A 20,311-nucleotide genomic window follows, 5' to 3' on the forward strand; every position below is an offset into this window, starting at 1 on the left:
CATTTATCTTCATGATTGCGCCAAGTCTTTTTTCTTAGAATTGGCTAGATAAAGAACTGCTGCGTTAAAAACGATAAGAACAATGATTATCTTGATTTTGTTATTCATAACAAAAGTAACTACATGCCCAAGATACGGAACACATTCCACCGTTTTGCCCAGGACGTTTGCATAAGCCACACATCCATTGTCTTGCGCTTCGTTTGCATCCCCTTGTGTGGTTAGCTGATGCGCTTCTTTGTCGTTTTCAACAACACGGTGAGTCACAACTTTGTCGCTGCTTTCACCTTCGATGCGAAACGTGACTATATCTCCTTCCTTTAGGTCTTTCGCATCTATATTTGTATCTATATACGCCATGGAGCCAACCGGCAAAGCTGGCTCCATTGAACCCGTCAATACACAATATGGCTTTACGCCAAAGACGGGTGGCAACAACACGGCAACCATGACCAAAAGCGCAATAACTAATTCTACGTTTATGACAACTTTTGCTAGCTTGCACATAAAGGCTTGCAGCCGTGATGCTTGTTTATTGGGAGTATTTTCAGGTTCGAGTTTTTGGTTTTGATCCGCCACTATACTTCCCCTTATGTGAGTTTCACTCACTTATAACCTCAATAGGTGAGGTTAACTTACCTTTTAGATTAGTTTACCTCACCTGTTGACAATTTGCAATTAAACGCACAGCTTAATTTTACCGTCTTGTGTTAATTGCACGTCTCCTTCAAACCTGGTTCCCTTTTTCGATATAAAGCCTTTGCTATGCACCTTTTTTCCCTCTAATAGCCGCCTAAGCTGACTTTCGCTAAATTGCTTTTTGCACCATGAGGTTACTGAAAACTGGCATCCGCTATTTTTAAGGTTGCCTGCTTCGTCTTTTTCAAAAACCGCACCCGAGCAATAACACCCTGTTCCTCGTCTGTTGAGATACACGTCTTTGCCGCATATCGGACATACACCCAAAACCTTTTTTTCGGATCCTGGCAAAACTACGCCAAGATACGCGCTCTCTTTGTGGGCGTTGAACACTTTTATTACTGCTTCCATTACTGCGGTTTTGTCTACTCTGCCAGCTTCTACTTCTTGCTGAATGAGCCACCAGGTCGCCGTTGTGTCTGCTTTGGCTATTTCAGGTGGGATCATTTCATAAAATCGCTGTCCGAGTTCGGTACTTCTTAACTTACCGCCACGCTCCTCAATGTAGTTTTGGCGCTTCAACTCTTCAATAATTGCCGCGCGTGTCGCTGTGGTGCCTATACCACCATGTTCACCCTTTTTACCTTCATCTTTCTTTTTCAAAAGTTCACTGATTCTTTTATCTTCAACATAGCGCGAGATGCGCGACATATCACTGATAAGAGTACCTTCCGTATAAGGCTTTGGTGGCTTTGTTGTACGTTCTTCCACCCTTACCTCTTGGATATAGGCGGTGTGCTTTCCTTCTTCAAGACATGCTCTTTCTTCTTCTTGTTTTGCTGTGTCCTCAATTACGCTATAGCCTGGCTCAACTAGCCGTTTTTCAATGCGTTTAATGCTGCCACCTTCAAGTTCTATCACGCTTTTATGCTCTATTTCATGCTTTGCTGGCATAAATTGCATAAGATAGCGTTTGGCTATCGCTTGATACACTTTGCGTTCAATTTCGGTTAAAACACTAAGGTCAAGCCTTATTTCTTGAGGAATAATTGCGTGGTGAGCATCTACATACTCATCGTTAAACGCTCGTGTTTTATGTTGAAGATCCAAACTAAACTCTACTTTGAGGTTTTCTTGCACTACCTTTGTCACCATTGGCGCTTGTTCAAAATGCTCGGTTTTTAGATATTGGCAATCTGTCCTGTTGTAGGTAATAGCGTGGTGAGCATCTCGCAATGTTTGAGTGGCGTTTTGCGTTTGCTGTGCACCGAGTTTATGCTCTTTTGACATATCTGCCATTAAAGTTGTGAGGTTATACGGCAGGGGTGGTTGAGTGTATTTATCACTCAAAACAGTTTCAAAGCCATACGTTTGTCCTTGTAGGATACACGCTATGGCATTTGCTTGTTCTTTTTCCGCTATTCGCTCCTGGGTGTTTTGCGTATACTCAAATTCAACCTGTGTGCGCCCATCAACTAAAGCTTGCGCATAGATTGCGTAGTATTTTTGCCCAACGTGGTTTTTGATCTCTTTGTCACGCTTGACTATCAACCCAAGCGTAGGCGTTTTAACACGTCCTATATGCAATTTTTGGTGGAGCCGACACGATGCCAGCCGTGATTCATTTATGCCAAAACAAAAGTCTGCCAGCGCTCGACTCTCTGCCGCAGCTGATATGTTTTTGCATAGCTTGTTGTCTATCAATGACTCAAATGCCGCTTTGATATTCTGCTCTATATTGTCATTGACGTACACTCGCTCTACTTCTCCGGCATAGTGCAAATACTCTAAAACCTCATCTACTATGAGTTGCCCTTCATCATCGGGATCTCCTGCATGAATGACGCTCTCACATTTCTCTAGCTGCTCTTTTATAAGTTCTACGTATTTTTCTTTGCCTGGAGTAATTTTTTTCTCCCACGTTTTCGGTGCTATAGGCAAATTCGCTAGATCCCACTTTTTCCATTGTGGATCTAATTCATGTGGTTCTTTTAGGCTAAGTAAGTGACCTGCACAAGAAACTACCGTATATCCATTTCCGCTTATTGGTAGCCTTTCCGTTTCGCTTACGCTTCGCCCACATATTGCACGTGCAATATCTCGCGCAAGCATTGGTTTTTCTGCAATAACTAACTTCGTCATCTTATTTCCCTCCATGTGTCATATGCCAACCATGGCAATACGGACAACGGTAGGGTTTCATGTGTACCCCGTAATAACGCTTCGCTATACATGCTGTCTTTTGCGCTAGAGAAAAACTCTCATAGCGCCTTTTACTGGTACACCCAACATGTCGGTAAATTTCTCTTTGGTTTTTGTGGCTTGTCTGGTGAAAAGTCGTTTGTTTCGATTCGCTCATAGCTGCCCCTGGCTAATTTCTTCTTGTATAACCATTCCGCATTCGCAGCAAACCTTTTGGCTTTCATAAAACTTTAATCCAGCACCTTTGAAAACCACGTTGTTGTCTTTAATCTCTTCGCTATTCCCAACGCGCTTGTGGCAATAAGGACAATAAATGCTTGTCGCATTCTCTGCTATAACTTTTTGCTTTCGCGCTTTTGTTGTTAGTGTCATAGTGCTTCCTTTCGCTAAGGTTGGCTTATCCGCCTAAAATATCTCGCGCCCAAGAACCTGATTTGATCAGTCCAAAACACAACAGCAAAGCGCATGCTATTAGTTGAAGCGGCGAGGTAATAAAACGCACCAAGGTTGCAGGATCGCCTGTTGCTGCTGCTCCTAGAATGTTTCCTCCTGCTGCTTGCATTTGCGTTGTTACGCCATTGATCAGCAATGGAAAACAAATAAGTAAAAAGATCATGATTGTGCCTGCTAGGCATAAAGCGGCATAGTTTTTGATGAACCCAACGCCCATGCTTCTTGTTTCATTGAAGCCAAGAAGTGCAAAAGGAATTGGAGCAAATGCCATCATTACATAGAGTTGTATTGCTCGTGCATATGCCATCAACAACGCCAAGATATAGGCTATAAAAGCGACAAGCATAACAAACAAACCATCTATAACAAGCACCATCAAAAGACCTATATCTGTAATATCGCTCTCGATTGTAAAAGTCATGCCTGCTGTAGATGCTGGCGCGGTTAGATACGCCGATATTTGCGAAACTAGGTTATAGATCATGATGCAAATATCTTGAGAATTGTTGATAAGAAATACGAAGAACGCGCAGAAGACGAAAAGAAACAGTATTTCTTTGAGTGCTGGCATTGCAGAGTTGCCATCAATGCGCTGTGATATTTTCACAAGTTCCAGCAACATCACAAGCGCCAAAATTGATCCTGCGACCGGCTTTACGGCATACTGGCATAAACTATTTGCCATATCATAGATTGACCCTGATGCACCACCTGCGCCCAACATGGTTTCAAAAGGCGCTTCTAAAATAGACGATGCGCTAATGCTTGACATGACACCCATTGCTGTACCGAGCAAAGACGTTGCTATATTGCGCACAATCTCGGCAATAAAGTTGCTAATATCTTCGACTATGTTAAATGGGCTTGCATAAGCGGGTTCTGGCATGAGTAAGCTTGCACTTACGCATAACAACACTGCCAATACCGCCATTCCCAACTGTGTCGTTGACGGGCGTATTTGCGTTAGCTTTTTTATCTGCTCCATTATTTCACCTGCCCCTCACCAGCAATCACAAAGGTCATATCTTCGGTGTACAAAATTGCTTGTATTGTGCGTGGGTTGGTTGAGTCAATTTCAAAAGTTAGCGTCACTGTTTCTTTGTTCTGATCAGTTACTATGCGTCCTGTAAACTCTGCTGTATGCGCACTTGGATAGTGCAATGCACACCATTCACTTATTTCTTCTACAAGCTCATCCTGCTTGCCGCCAATAGCTTTTATTACCTCATCGTTTATCCCTTGCACCTCAATTTCTTCTGCCGCTTCTACTCGGCTATATCCCGCTGATGCAAACATGGGTGAGGTGAGCGTCATAGAGACGCTGTTACTTTCATCCGAAACTAGTGTTGTTGTCTCTAAGACATACACACCACCATCTGTTTCTATTGCAGCCGTAATAGTGGTGAGGTTTCCTGTGGTATCTGTAGCTTTTTTTGCTGCCAAAATGGCATAAGGGTGCTTTGTCTCTTTGTTGAGTGTTCTCTCAACAAAAACGTTGTCTTCAAAATTAAGCGTTGCGGTTTCATTTGTTGCCGCCCAGGTGTTCGCTTCCAACATTGCGTTTAATTCTGCTTCTAAAACACCAGGTGACTCTATTGCTTGCACACCTAATTCGCTTAATTCGCTTATTGCCTGTTGGTTCGTTTCTCCTTCTTCTTGTTGGTTTGTCTGTGTTGTTTGCTCGGTTTGCTCAATTTGTTCTTGTGTAGATGGATCTTCTGGCTGCGTTGTATGTATCGCACTACAACGCACCACTGATCCTGCTACTATCAAAAGGGCTACTAAGCCTATAACTACAAGTGTTTTTGTGTTCTCTTTGAACAAGTGTTTAATGTCATCCATACTTTTCCCTCTTTATGACCAGTTAGGCGGGTATCCCCAGCCTGCCGTGCACATATACGAGTATTCTTCAATCCATGAATCGAGGTCTTGGGTGATTACACCTGACGAACCGTTGTGCATCACCTTGTTATCTCCCACATAAACTCCCACATGCCCATAGGTAAAACCCAAAGAGCCATACGGCGAATGCGGGGTTGCAATAATCATGCCAACCTGTAATTCATCCTTGTTTGTTGACGTACAAAATGCCCAATACATATCGCAGGCATTGCCACCCACGCTTCCATAACCAGCATTCGCATATACATTTGAAACCCACGCCGCACACCATCCATCACCCGCAAAAGGGGTGCTCATTGCTGCATCTGCAATGCGCTTTTGTTCAGGGGTGGCATTTGCATACTCCGCGCCGTGCGTGCCGCTTATCACGCCGCCATTTGTGGCATAATCCTCAAGATCTTCAACACTCATGCCATCAAAGCGATAAAAGTCCCACTGCGTACATATCGCCTTTAGGGCTTCAACATAATTGCTAGCAGTGGCATAACCTGCGTCCTTTAAGCCCTCAAACATCTTGTCCGAAGATCCTTGCGCTATCGCTTCTTGTATGAGGGGATTATTTGCATAACGTGATCCCTGCAAAAACTCTGCCGAGCGATAATAGATACAATCTTTAGGACTCGCGAAATCACAAAATGGTGCTTGTATCGTCACCATGTTTCCGCCACCTAGATCCTCTTGTGTTGTCCACATCGAAAACCCGCTGACATATTCAGATTGATCTGAATATCCTGCTACATATTTAATTCCAAACAAATTGTTGTGAGGTGGTGCTCCTAGTGCTGATAACCCGCCATGTGTACCGCTTGACTCAACAACTATTTGCGTTAATGTTGCTCCTGCTGGATGCCCATACAACTCCTGGCACTCAACCGCCGCCTTGACCATTTCGTAGGTGATACCTTCTGGCAGGTTGTCAAGGTGCGGATCTTCTTCTGTACCAGCTATACTTCCCACCAACAACAAAAGAGCCAAAATGGCAGCTATCACAGCTACTACAGCGGCTCCTATCGCCGCTGCTGGTGCTCCACCAACACTGCCTGCTCCTGCACTTGCTACGCCACCAATTCCTTTAACAACTGCTGCTTGTGTTTGCGCTCCCATGGCACTTGTCGTTGCCTGTGTAGCTTTCGCCGCATTTGCTTTCATAGCGTGGGCGTGCATAATTGTTTTGCTTCTATAGCTACTTTGCGCCGCGCTGCTTCCAGAAATGCTTTTCGCTTCTGTTGTGGCTTTTATACCTGCGGTTTGTGTTTGTGTATGTTTTTGATATGCCTTAAATGCTCGTCGGGTGCTGCGTGCCCCCTTATCAAGCGTGCCACTACCTTTCAATTCGTCAGTGTCATCTAACTCTGACGTGATTACTCCTGTTAATGCCGACGCTGCTTCCACTGGTGTTATGCGCTTTTGCGTATCTTGTAAGTGCTCCTTTTGCGTTTTGCTCGTGTTCTCAAAACGCCGACGTGCCGCCTTTGCTCTTTGCGTTGAGGTTGGCTGGGTGGTGTTCGCTGACGGTGTGCTTTGTACACCTTGCGCATGTGCTCTGTCTTGCGCCTGGGCAAACACCACCTCTTGTTGGCTGGTTGGTTGGTCGGCTTGATGGCTGCTTTGAATTACGCTTTGAGCATTTTGCTTGTTTTGCAGTTGGGAACCAGAACTTTTCTTTTGCTTTTGTGTTTGTGCAGACGTAGCGTTTTTGCTCGTTTTAACAAAACGATCTTGCTCACTTTTTCCACGAGCAATACTTGCCTTTTCGCTTTTCCCTTCAACCAAATGTGCTGTTGTTGCTGTTGTTTTCCCTTCTGCTAAAAGGTCATCAGCGCGCAACTGTCTATCTCCTGATGTTTGAAATAGATCATGAGGATTTTGAACTGTCGCTTTTGCTCTGTCTTTGGCGTTATTCATGTTTAACTATGATTGTTCGCTTGACGTTTTTCGGTTAGCTTTTCACGCTGTCGCGCTTCAATAGCTTCTGTCGGGTTTGTTGAGAACAATTCATACAATTCATTGCCTTTTGGGAATTGCCCATTGATAGGCACATGAGCCGCTCCCGCTATCAACAACCCGTCTCCTGGTTTGACGCTATCATCAATACACTCTTCTTCTTGTATAGATAGATTGAGAAGGTCTACCCACTCGCGACGATCTAGGGGGGATTGTTTGAGCAGCATAATAAAGTCAGCATTAAGCACTATGTTTCGTGCTGCTTCGTTTTCAAGCATTGCTACTGCTGATTGGGTTATTCCTGTTAAAAGCAACCCAAACTTTCGTCCCTCATTTGCGAAGCGCGAAAAATAGTTCAAAACCGTTGGATAACGAAACAGCGATTGGATCTCTTCGATGTAGAGCCATGTGCGTTTTCCCTGTTCAAAGTTCACATACATTTGGTTTCGCACAGCTTCACATATATTGATCAAGGCAAAAACCAACATTGAGTCAGGTAGATTTTTGATATTAAAGTCGATGATCCTGTTATCCAAATTGCAGTTAGAGTGATTGTTAAAAAACGCCATGGAGCCATTTACGAGACGCTCATAACGAAGCGCCAAGACTTGCGCTCGTTCTTCTGGCTGTTCGTTTAAGATCTCGTAAAAGTCTTGCAGCAAAGGATCTTTGCCATCTCGCTTATCCGCTCTCAAAAACGCCAATTCTACTGCTCGTGAAATAATGGACTGGTCTGCTTCATCTAGCGTTGACTGGCTCTCTGCTGCCGATGCTACCGCTTGTGCAAGCATTGCATCAATTTTGAATGCTATTTGCGCTTCACGGCTCATATGCGAGATGCCAGTTGTGTCAAAGGGATTTAGATATGTTTTAGCGTCTACACCAAAACATATCTCGCTTCCATGGTGATGGTGCGCAATCAGCGGGTATTCTCCTGCTCGGTCTATAACAATGATCTGGTCATCAGGATTGTTAAGGATAGTTCCTTCCATCTCATTTTTTACAAACATACCCTTACCAGATCCAGTTTTGCCCGACACAAAGCCCATAGGGGACGCTAGTTTGTTTCGGTTACAAATAACTAAGTTGCCGCTTGATTTGTTCTGCCCGTAGTAGTTGCCACCTGCCTGTTCTAATTCTTGTGTTGCAAATGGCACAAACATAGCTGCCTGGGCTGTCGTAAACATCCTCGATATTTCGACATGATTGTGTCCTAGCGGCAAAATTGAGTTAAAACCTTCTCGCTGGCGATAATCGAAAGCTTCAATATCAATAGAGTTTCTACGTGCAGTTGAAATAATTTGGATTACTTGATTGTTGAGTTCTTCAAGCGTTGGCGCATAGGTATAGACCAACCCCGTAAACTCAAACAAGCGTTGATTCTTGTTTTGCAAGTGATCTAATACGTCAAGCGTTTCTTCTTTTGAGTAGTTAAGTTCTGCTGGCAAAATAGTAAAGTCGTAGCCTTTTTGCACGGCACGGCGCTGTTCTTCGATGATCTCTTTGTCGATCCAGGCTGCACGTTGTTTAACGTAGTTGATGGCTTTTGCTTTATCCATCGCCTGAATAAACCAGCTAACGTTGAGCGGTATAGGCAAGTCAACCACATCAGAAAGCGCCCTGTCGCATAACTCCGAACCAAAACGGCGCATCAGTAAAACTTGCCCATACATGCCCTCTGTCACAAAGTAGCTACTCTCGCCATCTGGCTTAAAGTCTATGACGTTTGGTGCAATCATATCTTTTGTGGTTAGTGGCGAATAAACGTTTATATCGTTTTCGTATGAAAAGATAAAACGCTGCATAGGTCGAAGCTGCGAATGCAGCAGATCAAGACGCTCTGTCCCGTTGAGCACATGTGTCATGCAACCAATTTTTTGTAGCGTGTTCACTGCGTTATTGCGCATACGTGCCAAACGCGCCATTGCTTCATCTGGGTTTGATGCCGCACATGAAAACGTCAAATATCTTTCGCGATACATGTTAGATACACCCTCGCGCATTTTCTCGTTCAAAATGTCATTGAGCGTTTGTGCATCTCTTTGTGCTTCTGTACACGTTTGAGCGCAAGGATCAAAAAATATTCTGTTCCCAACTTCATCTGGACGAAGGGGTGTATTTATCACATTGAACTGAATGAGTGTCTCTGCGCCAAAATAATCCAGCAGACCACACATTGTATTGATGATTGATTTTTGCGAGTCCTCACGGCTTGATTGATAGCTAATGTCGCTAAAAGAAATGGTTTGCGAATACAAACCGTCTTCCACCTCGCACAATCCATTCTTAAACATTCGCTCATAACCGATATAAGAACTAACGTCTTTTGCACGTCGGCGCTGCAAACGCTGGGTTTTTGTCTTATCTGACAGTTGTTTATCGCGTTCTTTTAGCTGCTTTGTGATTGATTTGGTTTTGGTGCGCTCTTGTTTTTTTAACTGCTTGGCTTCTTTGTTGACCTGCCTTATTTCTTCTTTGCTACCAGATAATTCCTTTTTAATTCTTTTCATTAACTGGCGCTTTTGCTTGCGAGTCAAAGCCTTAGAAGCCTTACCCATAGAACCCATCAATGGGTTCATAAATGATTGAAGAGCGTCTACATCAATACCTACATCAGTTGCATCTTCTGCATTAACATCAGTTGTTTTGCTTGTATCTTCTTTTGACTCAAGCACTGATACATAATCTGGTTTTGTTTCATTCTTCTCCTGGGCACCAGCTTTCAATTCCTCTTTGCCTTTTGATGCGTCGCCAATTTTTCGATGCTGATTCATCTGCTATTTTGCCCCTCTCATTAAGGTCTTCAACAAGTCCTTGAAAACGCGTTTTTGTCGTTAGATAAATTCGATTGTTCGTGAGTTTGTGATTGAGATAAAGCGGTAATGCTTGTTCAAATTTCATGCCTTTTGGTCGCCAAAACCCCGCTGCCCAAAATGGCAATCCAGTTGCATAAGAGATCATGCTGACAACCCCGTTATCAGGCAGCCCTAAAACCGCCTGAAAGTAAAACGTTGAAGCCACCGTGATCCCTACTGCCCCTGCGATACAAACAAGCGTGCGCCCTGTCATTTTTCCAAAGATCTTTGGCTGATATTCCGCCACGTCTTTGTGTACTCGCACCGACAACATAGTTTTTCCTACGATGCAAATGAGGTATCAAGCGTTCCAAAAAACGCACTGGCTCCAATAATCACGCCGCCGCCTACGATCATGGCTATAGAACCTGCTAACTGACCGCCGCCGCCTTGTGCGCCGTCTTTGAGTGACATACCTAAATTGATCAACCCAAAAACCAGCAAAGCACCTCCAAGAAAGCCAATTCCACCTGAAATTTTGTCTACGATTGAGGACAGATCCATTTGCTTCTCCTTTTCAACTACTGTTCTACTTTTGCTGCTTTTGGGCATAAAAAAAGCGACCCGGAAAAAAACCGAGCCGCTTTTCTTACACGTAAAGCAACATAGCACATTTTATCATCAAGTAGAAAGTGAGCGCAAGTAACCATTTGTTTAGTTTTATTCAACTTTCACCTGTGACCCCATGTAGCTACCGATATACGTATATAAGTATTTACTTAATTACATCTTTACTTATATACCGCTATTCAACCCTTGTATTTTTTGGTTATGTCGTAGAACTGATCATATTTTGCCCCAGGGTGCCCTGGATCAATTAACGCATAATTTTTGTGTCGCTCAATGCGCGTTTTAGCATCCATGATAGGCGGATTGTTCGCTATCAAAACTAGTGCTTTTTTGGATGGCATCTGTGAAATTTCTGATGCAGTCATTAAGTCTCTTTGAACTATTTGGTTGTTTTTGCTTGTTGAGCCGGTTTGTCCGTTATTAGAACTTGAGTAGGTTGTCGTCATGATGGTTTGCTTGCCGAGCATCTTTGAGAGCGATTCATTGGTTTCATCGGACTTCCCACCCAAAAACAACAAGGTTGCACAACAGTCAATAATGGTTTTTGATGACTTGTTATAAGCAGCTTCAAGTTGTGAGAGTGATTGCAAAATAACTGATACCCATATATTGCGCGAGCGAGTAACGGCGATAACCTCTTGAAAGTTTGGCAACACACCTATGTTTGCAAATTCATCAAAGATGAAATGCATTGGCACTTTAAGCGATCCTCCATATTCAATTAAGGCTCTATTGCACAATACATTTATCGTTTGATTCATAACCATTGCGTGCAAAAATGCAAACGTCTTGTCCGTATCACTCATAACCGCAAAGATGGCATCTTTGCTATTGGGTGCGCATAGTTTGTCTAGTTCTAATCCACATTTTCCCGTTGGTTCACCGTTTTCATCAGGCACACCTTGCAGCATTTGATTAACCTCTTTGATGGAAAGTGGCTTGAGTCGCGCGTTACACGAGATCAAAATTGATTTTAGTGTTTTTCCTGCTGCCGTCTTAAACGCACGATAATTCGACAATGCGAAGTCATCTTGAGGATCCACACCGCCGACTTTGCCTAACTCAAGCCCATCTGCGTTTCTTACAAGGTCTGATTCTACCCACACCAAACTCTGCTCTGCTTGCCTTATCTCACGCCTGATCACCCTGCTTTTTGGCATCTTTAATTCGCGCTCCACTTCGCGCCTGCCGCTTTCGAGTTCATCAAAGATTTTATCCAGCGGGGACTTAAAGTCCTCGTCTTCTTCTTTGGCATAAGCTAAGTCTAGTAGCTTTAACAACCCTGGTAGCGTGTAGTCTTCTTCTGGGAAATAGTCTCGCAGCAACGCTATACAAGCGGTGTAAAACAACCGCTCCGCTTTACTCCAAAACGGATCCGACTCATGCGCTTTTTCGCCTGTGGTATTGCTTATCAAGCATTCCACAAACGAAAGAATGTCAGCGTCGGTTTTGACATATTGAAACGGATTGTAGTAGCCACGAAAATTTATAGTGTCAAATGTTTTAACTGCATATCCTGCATCTTCTAGCATTTGACCTGTTTCTAAAATGCACGTTCCTTTAGGATCAGTAACAAAGTAGCTGGCGTTTAACTGCATAAGGTTTGGCTTAACGTAGCTTCTCGTTTTACCAGATCCGGATCCTCCAACTACAAGCACATTGAGGTTGGCTACTTCATTTGGCGATTGCCCGCGCTTAGTTGAGAGATGCACGTTTTCAGTTATTAAGATGTTGTCGCTTGGGGACTTTTTATTCGTAAATGCACGTATCTCTTTTGGTGTCGCCCAGCGTGCACTTCCTTGCTCTTCGCCATCTCTTCTGTTTCTTTTTCCGGCAAGCATATAAACCGCAACCAAAAATATAATAAAGGCTCCTATTAAACCTGCGATCAGCGGATATATGTCAAATGAGACAGCAAACGGATTTTCTAAAAACGTTTGCATAAAAGCTTCTGTGGCATAATCAAAACCCCGCAACATATCTTTGTGAGACAAAAATAATTGGGCAAAGATATTCGCCATCAAAAATGCCAAAATTGCTAATACTGCAAATACAGCTATTTCTGCCTTTCTGTCCTTTTTGCCCATTTATTTCTACCCTTTATCTTGAAGGTGTCGCCAGGTTGCGTTGCATTTCCTTTTTGATGGAGCCTTTGTCTTTTTGCGCGTGTTTTGTCGCACTTTTGGCTTCCTTGATCTTTTCATCCAAACGAGGGGAACTGCTCTTCTCTTTTTCCGCTTGTTTTTCAGCCGTCTTTTTTTGAACTGCTTTGGCTGGTGCTTGAGCGTGTTCTGCTTGGGTCTGCTCTTTTACCTCATTTGCGCAATCCATAGCAGCTTGTGCAACTTGCGCCAAGTCTTTTTTGTAAAAGACTATACCGGCTCCTTCGTTTGTTGGTACAACTTCAAGGTTCTTCTCTTTAAGCTTAGTCAAAACTTGATCGCGTACTTCTTCGTTTTTGAAGTCATACTGGACAATCTCTTTATCGTTTTGTCCAGCCACCACTTGACCATCTTGGTGTTTTACGCTGTTGATTGAAAGGCGTATGCTGGTTTCTGCCAATCGCAATAACGCTTGTGCTACTTCATCTCCTACGTCTGACATTGCAATCCCTTCTCTATACGTAATTACGTATTTACTACTTTACTTATTTATGTTTGAACTCAACCATCAAAGCAAACCCCTTAAATTCCTGAACATTGCCGGGTTCGTTTATTTGTTGCGTGATTTCATGATCATCCACTATGGGATTTGCTTTGAGGTGAGCGTTGATTTGCTACTTCTCTAAGGAAGGATCAGATAATTTTTTTGAGGTTTGATGGGCAGATGCCGTTTTTGCTTCTTTTGCCTTTTGAGACAGTCGAGGTGTTTTGTGCTTTTCCTCTTGCGCAATGCGCTCAACAATCTTTTCGCCCTTTTCGTGCAAGTAATCCTCAAAGGACTTATTGAGTCCTTCACGCAATACTGTTGCCGCGCATTCCACTTTTGCGATTTCTGGCTTACCGTCTGCCTTTACAATAACTTTTCCACTATCATCCCGTGCCACCTTACTAAGCACTACTGGTTTGTCGGTTTTCACGGGAACCTCAACGTAGTTGCCACGCTGTTGGATGTAGCTTGAGGTCATGCGATAACCTCCAACATCTTTGCCATCAACGATGGTGTTTGATGGCATGACTATGTAGTCAAACGTCTTGGTTTCGCCAGTCTCTTTATCGACATATTCCTGCTCATGGATAAAAGACTTATTGAAAAGCAACATGATTGTTTGTTTCTGCTCTTCAAGGTATTCTCTGCGCCCGCCATCAATAGCTGCTTTTAGTTTTGTTGGTGCTATTGCAATGGTGTCTTTAATCTTTTTCCCATCATCATCTAGCACTACTTTACCGGTGTCATCAATTTGGTTTTTGCTTAGGATTACTTCTCGATCAGGCACAAGTGGGATGTCTACAAAGTTTTCACCCATGAACTTTGACTCATTTACAAAAAGAGGGGTGAACTGATAATACGAAACGTCTTTGTCATCAATTGTTGTACCTTTCGGCAAGGTGACGCTGTTAAATGACTTTTTCTCACCAGTCTGTTTATCGGTGTACTCGATTTTCTTAGCAAAGTTCTTCGGCATTGTGATGTAAACGCTTTTTTGCTTCTGCTCTTCCATGCGTATTTCCTTTCAAACTGCGATATTTGTGCACGTTCGCTGCGTTTGGGCATAAAAAAAGCGACCCGGAAACTTCCGAGCCGCTTTTTATGACACCTCAAGCAACTTAGCACATCTTAGCATTAACGCGAAAGTGAGCGCAAGTAATCTTATGTTTAGTTTAATTATATTTTACTCACATTTCTTGAAGTAGCGCCGCCACTTTCATACGCATTTTTTTCTTCATCTTAACCTCTTTTTCCTGGTCAACTCCTGTCAACCCTTAATCCGTAGTGTCGCCAAGAACGAGTTGCAAATGCAAGGCGCAAAAACTTTTTCTGGCGAAAAACTCAAGCCTTACCAGGTTTTGCTTGTCCTCCTTGCATTAGCACTCAACCTTGTCGAAACACAGATCAAGGGCAAGACAAAGGAGTCTAGCCAAGATCAGAAAGAGGTTTATCATGAAAGACGTAAAAACTCGCGTATTTGAAGCCGCTCAACGTTTCATCACCAATCGTGGTGGCAAAATCATTGAAACCGATCCGATTACTAGCACGATCATTTTTATCGATGATGAAGGTCTTGTTTTCGCTGATGTTCATATTAACGACTCTGACTCGGCTTTTCCGGACAACAGCAATCTTTCCGCTGAATATCGCAGCGAACGTGAACAATACTGCATGAATTTTCTTCAAAAGACAGAAGAAGACTGCGCAGGACACGCCGTTCGTTTTGACCGTTTGGACTTTAAGATCTTTGGAGATAAAGCCTTTACTCGCTACCACACAAACTATCTTGGCTTAGCTGTCGCTTAAACCTTGGTCATATCTTCGCCTTTTGGGTGACTGTATAAACAGCCACCCTTTATTTTTGCCACAAACGCCTACAATCGCGTTTAAGGGCATAGTTTGTTTTAGGTCGATAACTTATCCATGTTTAATATAACTCACCCTTTAGATTTAATTTCATTCACCTTTGCGGGGTATTTAACGGCGGTGTTCCATCCCACTTTTGCCATTTTTGCTTTTTGGGCATCAGTAATCGCATGGAAGGGGAGGTCTGGTCGGTTGAATCGAAAATTCGGGACATTTGTGTGATTTGTGAGCGAAAAGTTTTCCACAAAACGGGTTTCAGCGTCGCCTATTATAATAATTTTATTTTTATTTGTAAGTTCTTAGATAAAGAAAACTATACGTTTTTTCTTTTCTATTTCTTTTCTATTTCTTTTCGTTCTTTTCTTTATCTTTTCTTTATCTTTTCTTTATCTTTTCTTTTACGCCAAAAAGTTTTCCACACTGTTTCAACATGTTTTCCACAAAGTTATCCACAATGACAACAAAGTTACTAACAAGTTTTCCACAAGTTTTCAACAATGGTTTTTGACCGTTTTTGTCACCCTGATCCATCATCTTTTATCTTTGAAAACCGATTTTTCTCATTGAATAGCTACCCCCAGTTGCCTATTGGGCATAGCTTGTTTTCAGCCGACAACTCATTAACATCGAGTTTGCCCTCTGCTCTAAAACTAATTTCAGATTGTTCTTTGGTGCCTTAAAACCTGCCGCACCGAGGATACTTTAGCCATTTCTTTTTTGCTGATACCTCATTTGCTCATTCAGCCTCATGCTGGCTGTGATTTCTTGCACACGCCTTTAATCTGCCTACTCTCACAGAGATTCCAAACCAAAGCAAGGCGCAGTCTTCCTGCATAAAACCCGCACAAGCAAACCCATCTTGTGCAGGTTTTACGAAGAAGGCTGCTTTGATCCTTGTCTTTGGTTTGTAAGTCTCCGTGCGCTTGCAGATCACAAGGCGACAGTACAAGGAAATGTCGCACAACTTTTAGGAGGTTATCATGGGTAATCGTGCTGTTATCACTTCAACCAAAAAAGACTTGGCTGTCTATCTTCATTGGAACGGTGGGCGAGACACCGTTGAACCATTACTTACATACTGCCGCTTGCATGGCTACCGCTCTCCTGCATGTGACTCATATGGCTATGCTCGCCTTTGTCAGGTGATGGGTAACTTCTTTGGTGGCAATAACTGTATCGGCTTGAGCGTATATACCACCGATAAGGCAATGGATCCTGGCGACAACGGCATTTACGTTATCGACGAAAACTGGGAAATTGTAGAACGCATTGGCGCTCCATTTATTGAGCAAGATGTTTACCCAGCTAGTGAAGTGATAAAGACTTTAGATGAAAATATGCCAGAAGGTGAGCGTCTGCTCGATCACTTGTACGATTGCTAATTGTTTTTACATATCCCTTTTCCCAGGCAGCTTTTAAGCTGCCTGGTTTTGTCTTGTGCATATGCAGGATAAGCGGGGGTTTTGTTAGCTTTTTTGCTATGCGATGGTTGGTTTTGACACCTTTGCCTGGCGCTGATCCAGATAATCAAAGGCTTCTTTGCAAAGCGTTCTTACCCATTGTGGTGTACAGTTCAGCGTCTCGGCGACTTTTTTTGATGATTGACGCTGCAAATACATCAAGTTCACCGCATCGGCATGGCGATAACTCAAAGCCGCCGCCACGCTGTTCTCTGCCTGATACAACAAGTAATAGCTATATTCTATTTCGTGTTGAATTGCCTTGATTCTCTGTTTCAGCACTTCTTCATAGGAGAGTCGCTTATTGATTGCATCTATCCTCTCAAAGACACTGCCTTTTATTTCTTTGTCATATCTTATTGCAGTTGCGGTTTCGGCAGCATAACGACTTTCAAGCAACTCTATTGCGCGCTGCAATTCATCAATGTTGCTTCGTGTCTTTTTGAATGCCAGTTCGTGTTTCATCTTTTCCCCCGAACCCTTTTATTAGTCTGTGATCCCGTCGTAAAAGTTCAACATCAACATAAGACCCACGTAGGCGCGAGCCTATACGTGCACCCTCCAACTCACCCCAATGTTGATAGAGTCCTTTTAGTGAATAATTGCTTGTAATTATGGTTGGCTTTTGCAGAGCATAACGTGAATCAAGCAGCGTGATTATTGTTTCCATGCCCCATGCTGTCCGCTGCTCCATCCCTAAGTCTTCAAGTACCAGCAAGTCGTAGTTTTCGTACTTTTCAAGAGGGGAGCCGTCTTGCCAGTTGTAGCTATTTTGCATCTCCTGCAACAACATGTTAGTTGATATGAGTTTTGCTGTTGCGCCTTCACGCAACACCAACACCACACAAGCTGCTGCCGCCCAGGTTTTACCGCATCCAGTGCACCCATACAAATAACTACCTATGCCCGATTTATATCGGTCATAGCACGCTTTACCTTCGGTGCTTTCGGCTTTTTCGTATATCCCGAGGACTCCTGCTTGCTTTAGCTTTGTATGCCATCGCTTGTGTTGTATTTCTTGGAATTGTGGCATTTGCTCTAATGCCAGTTGTTCCATTTTCTTGGCGTTGGTGGTTTCCATCTCTCTACTCTTTCTTGGTTTATTTTGCTAACGCCGCGCTCAACCCCTGTTTCCACGACTTAATCTCCTCAAGTTCTTCCCGCAATTCATCGAGTTCTTTTAGCATTTCTGCATTCGATAGCTGGCGTAGTGGGATGCGCCAAGTCCTACCAATCTTTATTGCTTCGATCTTTCCTGTTGCACAATGCCTGATCACCGTTTTTTCGCATACGCCCAAAATTTCTGCGTACTCTCTTACGGTTAAGAATTCTCTTTTTGAATTTGTGCGATCCATTGGCGTTCCTCAACCTTTGCTTGCTTTGACCTGTCTACCCCTACTGCCAAAAACACATCTTCAAAATTCCCATCAAGGTATTTGCAAACCTTAATGGCACTTCCAAGCGGCATTTTCTCTGGGTTTCTTTCGTAATTTGAGTAGGTTGTGCGGTTGACGTTAAGCAAAAGCGCCAGTTCTTTTTTAGTCACCCTTCGCTTTTTTCTTAACTCCTCTAAAAGCGTCATATAGTCTCCTGCCAATAATAGAATTTAGTTTTATTCACCTCTTGCGCCAAAGCTATTCCTTGCTCCCTGCGTCTTAAAAGGCTGCTTAATTGCTGATCAAATGCCTTTTTATTTCTTGCTCTGGCTTAATTTCTCTATTCTCATTTTTGGTATAAGATTAGTTTAACTCACCTCATTGCTAAGTCAAGTTAAATGGCTTACTATTTTTGTTGAATTTTTTTTACATGGAGGTGAGATATTTTGAACATTATCGGTTGCAACATTGCTAGACTCCGAAAAGCCAAAGGTATTTCGCAGAAACAACTTGCCGAGGATCTCGGCGTATCCCGATCTGCTGTTTCGTTTTATGAATCTGGCAAAGTTACCCCTCGTATGCGGGTGCTTGATGATATGGCTGCCTATTTCGACGTTAGTATTAGCGAGATTGTAGAAGATTGTGATAACGTCCCTAATAAGTCATTCAATGTTAAAGCCACCGACTCTATCGAGGTTGGCATACTCAACAGCGATGGCACTTATTCGACTAATCGCACTGTAAAAGTCCCTTACAACGTTCTTGCCGCCGACAGTGACTCCTACGCTATGGTTGTTGACGACGATGCGGTTAATCGAATAATACCGAGAGGTTGCGTCGCTATCGTATCTCCTCATTCTGCTATCAACAATGGCTCTATTGCTCCTGTTTCTATTGACGGATCACCTTTTACATTGCGACGCGTTTATCAAACTCCGCAAACCCTTATCTTGTCTGCCGACAGCCTTTCCCCTGACTGCAAAGACATTATCATTCCTAACGATTCTGACACCCACGTTCGTTATGGTGGCAAGGTGCTCTGGTTCCAGCCGCTAGATCTCCTAGACTAGCTAAGGAGTCTTTATGTCACAAATCCGCGGTAAAGGCTCCATAGTTCAGCTAGAGAAAAACAAACGTAAAGACAGATGCCGCAAATGGCAAATTCGCATCAGCACTGGCAAATCACCTAGCACGGGAAAATATAAAACTATTACCCGCGTTGTTCACGGTTCGTTTAGTTTTGCTCAAGCTGAACTCAACAATCTTATTAACGAACTTGAAAATATCCCCACATACAACTCTTTTGAAGATCCTTGTTTTGGTGAATATGCCGAGCATTGGCTTAATAAACGCAAATCTCGCGTGTCGGCTAACACTATCGCTAAGAATACCGACCATATTAAGAACCTTAATTTGCATCTTCGCTTTGCCAAACTAAAAGAGATTACTCCCTCTATGCTGGAATGCACATATCAGGATCTTCTTAACGGCAAGTCTGTATCTGGCAGAAAGCTATCTGGCACTTTTGTGGCAAGTATTGCCTGCACAGCTTCTTTAATTTTCAAAGATGCTATGTCGGAGGGCATTATATTGTTTAACCCTTGTCTAAAAACTTCTCGTCCAGCTATTGACACCAAAGAACGCGTTGCTATTCGATGTGATGATATGGCTTTCATCATTAAAAACCTCGAAGTTTGCAATCCTATTCAATTTGGGATCCGGTTTATTTTAAGAACTGGTCTTCGTGTAGGTGAAATTGCCGGCTTGTCACTTGGCGACTATAACGCCACAGACAAAACCATTTATGTACATTGTAACTATGATCGCTTTGGCAATCTTAAACCCACAAAGACCAAAGCTGGCACGCGCGAACTACCTTTGTCTGACAAGGCTATTGATGACTTAGAAACGTATATAGCATATCTTGAGTCCTCTTTTGCAGACATTCGCAGTCGTCTCAACTCCGAGTCTCCTGTTTTGTCTGCTGATGCACCTCTAATTTGCAATGAGTTAGGCGAAAGGTTTACTCCAAATTATTTTACAAATTTTTGGAGAAAGAAACGCATTGTACTTGGCTTTGATCACATCAACTTACACGACCTTCGCCACAGTTTCATTAGTGAACTCGCTCGTCGTAAAGTCGACCCAAAGAGCCTGCAAAAAATTGCTGGGCATAGCAACATTAGCACCACGCTTAATATCTATACACACGTTGATTTAGAAGACAAGCGCAATGCCATCAGGAGTGTTGATTGGTAATCTCTAAAGTGTTATTTGTCCATATTTTGTACTTTGCCTATGCTTTTTTGCTTTGCTTTTTTAACGTTTATGCAGTTGAACTGGCATTTTAATATAACTTTTTCGCTTTTGCTTTTTTCTAGTTTGCCCGATTAGG

At 43.0% G+C, this 20,311-nt stretch carries 21 protein-coding genes; 4 read left to right on the plus strand and 17 right to left on the minus strand.

Features of this window, described 5'->3' with window-relative positions; genetic code table 11:
• Nucleotides 1-9 precede the first annotated feature (9 nt).
• The 12 genes from NFR28_RS08645 to NFR28_RS08700 form a co-directional block, all read right to left on the minus strand.
• Entirely contained in the window at nucleotides 10-579 is a 570-nt protein-coding gene (locus tag NFR28_RS08645) for a signal peptidase I (protein ID WP_251179409.1), read from the minus strand.
• A gap of 99 nt (nucleotides 580-678) precedes the next feature.
• On the minus strand, nucleotides 679-2,781 hold the full coding sequence (locus tag NFR28_RS08650) for a type IA DNA topoisomerase (protein WP_251179410.1): 2,103 nt from the start codon (nucleotides 2,779-2,781) through the stop codon (nucleotides 679-681).
• A 213-nt stretch (nucleotides 2,782-2,994) separates the two neighbouring features.
• Nucleotides 2,995-3,213: a hypothetical protein gene (locus NFR28_RS08655; protein WP_251179411.1), complete on the minus strand. Its 219-nt coding sequence runs from the start codon at nucleotides 3,211-3,213 to the stop codon at nucleotides 2,995-2,997.
• A 25-nt stretch (nucleotides 3,214-3,238) separates the two neighbouring features.
• Entirely contained in the window at nucleotides 3,239-4,279 is a 1,041-nt protein-coding gene (locus NFR28_RS08660; protein ID WP_251179412.1) for a VirB6/TrbL-like conjugal transfer protein, CD1112 family, read from the minus strand.
• Nucleotides 4,279-5,136 (minus strand): hypothetical protein, encoded by an 858-nt coding sequence (locus NFR28_RS08665; protein WP_251179413.1) that lies wholly within the window; start codon nucleotides 5,134-5,136, stop codon nucleotides 4,279-4,281. The genes NFR28_RS08660 and NFR28_RS08665 overlap by 1 nt, the downstream gene beginning before the upstream one ends.
• A gap of 12 nt (nucleotides 5,137-5,148) precedes the next feature.
• Complete coding sequence (locus tag NFR28_RS08670) at nucleotides 5,149-7,101, minus strand: glucosaminidase domain-containing protein (protein WP_251179414.1); 1,953 nt, start codon at nucleotides 7,099-7,101, stop codon at nucleotides 5,149-5,151.
• Between the two features lie 2 nt (nucleotides 7,102-7,103).
• Nucleotides 7,104-9,914, minus strand: a complete 2,811-nt coding sequence (locus NFR28_RS08675; protein WP_251179415.1) for a VirB4-like conjugal transfer ATPase, CD1110 family — start codon at nucleotides 9,912-9,914, stop codon at nucleotides 7,104-7,106.
• Nucleotides 9,838-10,269, minus strand: a complete 432-nt coding sequence (locus tag NFR28_RS08680) for a PrgI family protein (RefSeq protein ID WP_275556984.1) — start codon at nucleotides 10,267-10,269, stop codon at nucleotides 9,838-9,840. The genes NFR28_RS08675 and NFR28_RS08680 overlap by 77 nt, the downstream gene beginning before the upstream one ends.
• Before the next feature lie 8 nt (nucleotides 10,270-10,277).
• Nucleotides 10,278-10,499 carry a hypothetical protein gene (locus tag NFR28_RS08685; protein WP_251179417.1) on the minus strand — a complete coding sequence of 74 codons (222 nt, stop codon included), beginning with the start codon at nucleotides 10,497-10,499 and terminating at the stop codon, nucleotides 10,278-10,280.
• 245 nt (nucleotides 10,500-10,744) lie between these two features.
• Entirely contained in the window at nucleotides 10,745-12,652 is a 1,908-nt protein-coding gene (locus tag NFR28_RS08690) for a VirD4-like conjugal transfer protein, CD1115 family (protein ID WP_251179418.1), read from the minus strand.
• 13 nt (nucleotides 12,653-12,665) lie between these two features.
• Nucleotides 12,666-13,169: a hypothetical protein gene (locus NFR28_RS08695; RefSeq protein ID WP_251179419.1), complete on the minus strand. Its 504-nt coding sequence runs from the start codon at nucleotides 13,167-13,169 to the stop codon at nucleotides 12,666-12,668.
• Nucleotides 13,170-13,341: 172 nt separating this feature from the next.
• The gene (locus tag NFR28_RS08700) at nucleotides 13,342-14,226 is read right to left on the minus strand and encodes a hypothetical protein (protein ID WP_251179420.1); all 885 of its coding nucleotides are present in this window, start codon (nucleotides 14,224-14,226) and stop codon (nucleotides 13,342-13,344) included.
• 440 nt (nucleotides 14,227-14,666) lie between these two features.
• Here NFR28_RS08700 and NFR28_RS08705 point away from each other — a divergent pair, with 440 nt between their 5' ends.
• Nucleotides 14,667-15,020, plus strand: a complete 354-nt coding sequence (locus tag NFR28_RS08705; RefSeq protein ID WP_251179421.1) for a hypothetical protein — start codon at nucleotides 14,667-14,669, stop codon at nucleotides 15,018-15,020.
• Nucleotides 15,021-15,455: 435 nt separating this feature from the next.
• Here the strand turns inward: NFR28_RS08705 and NFR28_RS08710 are convergent, their stop codons facing one another.
• Nucleotides 15,456-15,614 (minus strand): hypothetical protein, encoded by a 159-nt coding sequence (locus NFR28_RS08710; protein WP_251179422.1) that lies wholly within the window; start codon nucleotides 15,612-15,614, stop codon nucleotides 15,456-15,458.
• Nucleotides 15,615-16,060: 446 nt separating this feature from the next.
• Here NFR28_RS08710 and NFR28_RS08715 point away from each other — a divergent pair, with 446 nt between their 5' ends.
• Nucleotides 16,061-16,462, plus strand: coding sequence for a hypothetical protein (locus NFR28_RS08715; RefSeq protein WP_251179423.1), 402 nt, complete (start codon nucleotides 16,061-16,063; stop codon nucleotides 16,460-16,462).
• A gap of 96 nt (nucleotides 16,463-16,558) precedes the next feature.
• On the opposite strand, the gene NFR28_RS08720 is transcribed toward NFR28_RS08715, so the two are convergent.
• From NFR28_RS08720 to NFR28_RS08735, 4 genes are read right to left on the minus strand one after another with little or no spacing between them, the layout of a single operon-like run.
• Nucleotides 16,559-17,005 carry a hypothetical protein gene (locus tag NFR28_RS08720; protein ID WP_251179424.1) on the minus strand — a complete coding sequence of 149 codons (447 nt, stop codon included), beginning with the start codon at nucleotides 17,003-17,005 and terminating at the stop codon, nucleotides 16,559-16,561.
• Entirely contained in the window at nucleotides 16,962-17,621 is a 660-nt protein-coding gene (locus tag NFR28_RS08725) for an ATP-binding protein (RefSeq protein ID WP_251179425.1), read from the minus strand. The genes NFR28_RS08720 and NFR28_RS08725 overlap by 44 nt, the downstream gene beginning before the upstream one ends.
• Nucleotides 17,622-17,640: 19 nt before the next feature.
• Complete coding sequence (locus NFR28_RS08730) at nucleotides 17,641-17,895, minus strand: helix-turn-helix domain-containing protein (protein ID WP_251179426.1); 255 nt, start codon at nucleotides 17,893-17,895, stop codon at nucleotides 17,641-17,643.
• Complete coding sequence (locus NFR28_RS08735) at nucleotides 17,862-18,122, minus strand: helix-turn-helix transcriptional regulator (RefSeq protein WP_275556985.1); 261 nt, start codon at nucleotides 18,120-18,122, stop codon at nucleotides 17,862-17,864. The genes NFR28_RS08730 and NFR28_RS08735 overlap by 34 nt, the downstream gene beginning before the upstream one ends.
• 240 nt (nucleotides 18,123-18,362) lie before the next feature.
• On the opposite strand from NFR28_RS08735, the gene NFR28_RS08740 reads away from it, so the two are divergent.
• Together NFR28_RS08740 and NFR28_RS08745 are read left to right on the plus strand one after the other, a co-directional pair.
• A complete protein-coding gene (locus NFR28_RS08740) occupies nucleotides 18,363-18,986 on the plus strand; it encodes a helix-turn-helix domain-containing protein (RefSeq protein WP_251179428.1) in 624 nt (207 codons plus the stop codon).
• Between the two features lie 13 nt (nucleotides 18,987-18,999).
• Nucleotides 19,000-20,175 (plus strand): tyrosine-type recombinase/integrase, encoded by a 1,176-nt coding sequence (locus tag NFR28_RS08745; RefSeq protein WP_251179429.1) that lies wholly within the window; start codon nucleotides 19,000-19,002, stop codon nucleotides 20,173-20,175.
• Nucleotides 20,176-20,311 lie beyond the last annotated feature (136 nt).

This window comes from Adlercreutzia agrestimuris, from assembly GCF_943193125.1.
In the GTDB taxonomy this organism is placed as follows: Bacteria; Actinomycetota; Coriobacteriia; order Coriobacteriales; family Eggerthellaceae; genus Xiamenia; species Xiamenia agrestimuris.

Coding starts and splice junctions, on each gene's coding strand:
- NFR28_RS08660 (WP_251179412.1), bottom strand. CDS start 4,279: ATGGAGCAGATAAAAAAGCTAACGCAAATACGCCCGTCAACGACACAG.
- NFR28_RS08665 (WP_251179413.1), bottom strand. CDS start 5,136: ATGGATGACATTAAACACTTGTTCAAAGAGAACACAAAAACACTTGTA.
- NFR28_RS08690 (WP_251179418.1), bottom strand. CDS start 12,652: ATGGGCAAAAAGGACAGAAAGGCAGAAATAGCTGTATTTGCAGTATTA.
- NFR28_RS08730 (WP_251179426.1), bottom strand. CDS start 17,895: ATGGATCGCACAAATTCAAAAAGAGAATTCTTAACCGTAAGAGAGTAC.
- NFR28_RS08655 (WP_251179411.1), bottom strand. CDS start 3,213: ATGACACTAACAACAAAAGCGCGAAAGCAAAAAGTTATAGCAGAGAAT.
- NFR28_RS08695 (WP_251179419.1), bottom strand. CDS start 13,169: ATGTCAGACGTAGGAGATGAAGTAGCACAAGCGTTATTGCGATTGGCA.
- NFR28_RS08705 (WP_251179421.1), top strand. CDS start 14,667: ATGAAAGACGTAAAAACTCGCGTATTTGAAGCCGCTCAACGTTTCATC.
- NFR28_RS08685 (WP_251179417.1), bottom strand. CDS start 10,499: ATGGATCTGTCCTCAATCGTAGACAAAATTTCAGGTGGAATTGGCTTT.
- NFR28_RS08710 (WP_251179422.1), bottom strand. CDS start 15,614: ATGATGGATCAGGGTGACAAAAACGGTCAAAAACCATTGTTGAAAACT.
- NFR28_RS08720 (WP_251179424.1), bottom strand. CDS start 17,005: ATGAAACACGAACTGGCATTCAAAAAGACACGAAGCAACATTGATGAA.
- NFR28_RS08715 (WP_251179423.1), top strand. CDS start 16,061: ATGGGTAATCGTGCTGTTATCACTTCAACCAAAAAAGACTTGGCTGTC.
- NFR28_RS08735 (WP_275556985.1), bottom strand. CDS start 18,122: ATGACGCTTTTAGAGGAGTTAAGAAAAAAGCGAAGGGTGACTAAAAAA.
- NFR28_RS08725 (WP_251179425.1), bottom strand. CDS start 17,621: ATGGAAACCACCAACGCCAAGAAAATGGAACAACTGGCATTAGAGCAA.
- NFR28_RS08700 (WP_251179420.1), bottom strand. CDS start 14,226: ATGGAAGAGCAGAAGCAAAAAAGCGTTTACATCACAATGCCGAAGAAC.
- NFR28_RS08675 (WP_251179415.1), bottom strand. CDS start 9,914: ATGAATCAGCATCGAAAAATTGGCGACGCATCAAAAGGCAAAGAGGAA.
- NFR28_RS08670 (WP_251179414.1), bottom strand. CDS start 7,101: ATGAATAACGCCAAAGACAGAGCAAAAGCGACAGTTCAAAATCCTCAT.
- NFR28_RS08680 (WP_275556984.1), bottom strand. CDS start 10,269: ATGTTGTCGGTGCGAGTACACAAAGACGTGGCGGAATATCAGCCAAAG.
- NFR28_RS08650 (WP_251179410.1), bottom strand. CDS start 2,781: ATGACGAAGTTAGTTATTGCAGAAAAACCAATGCTTGCGCGAGATATT.
- NFR28_RS08745 (WP_251179429.1), top strand. CDS start 19,000: ATGTCACAAATCCGCGGTAAAGGCTCCATAGTTCAGCTAGAGAAAAAC.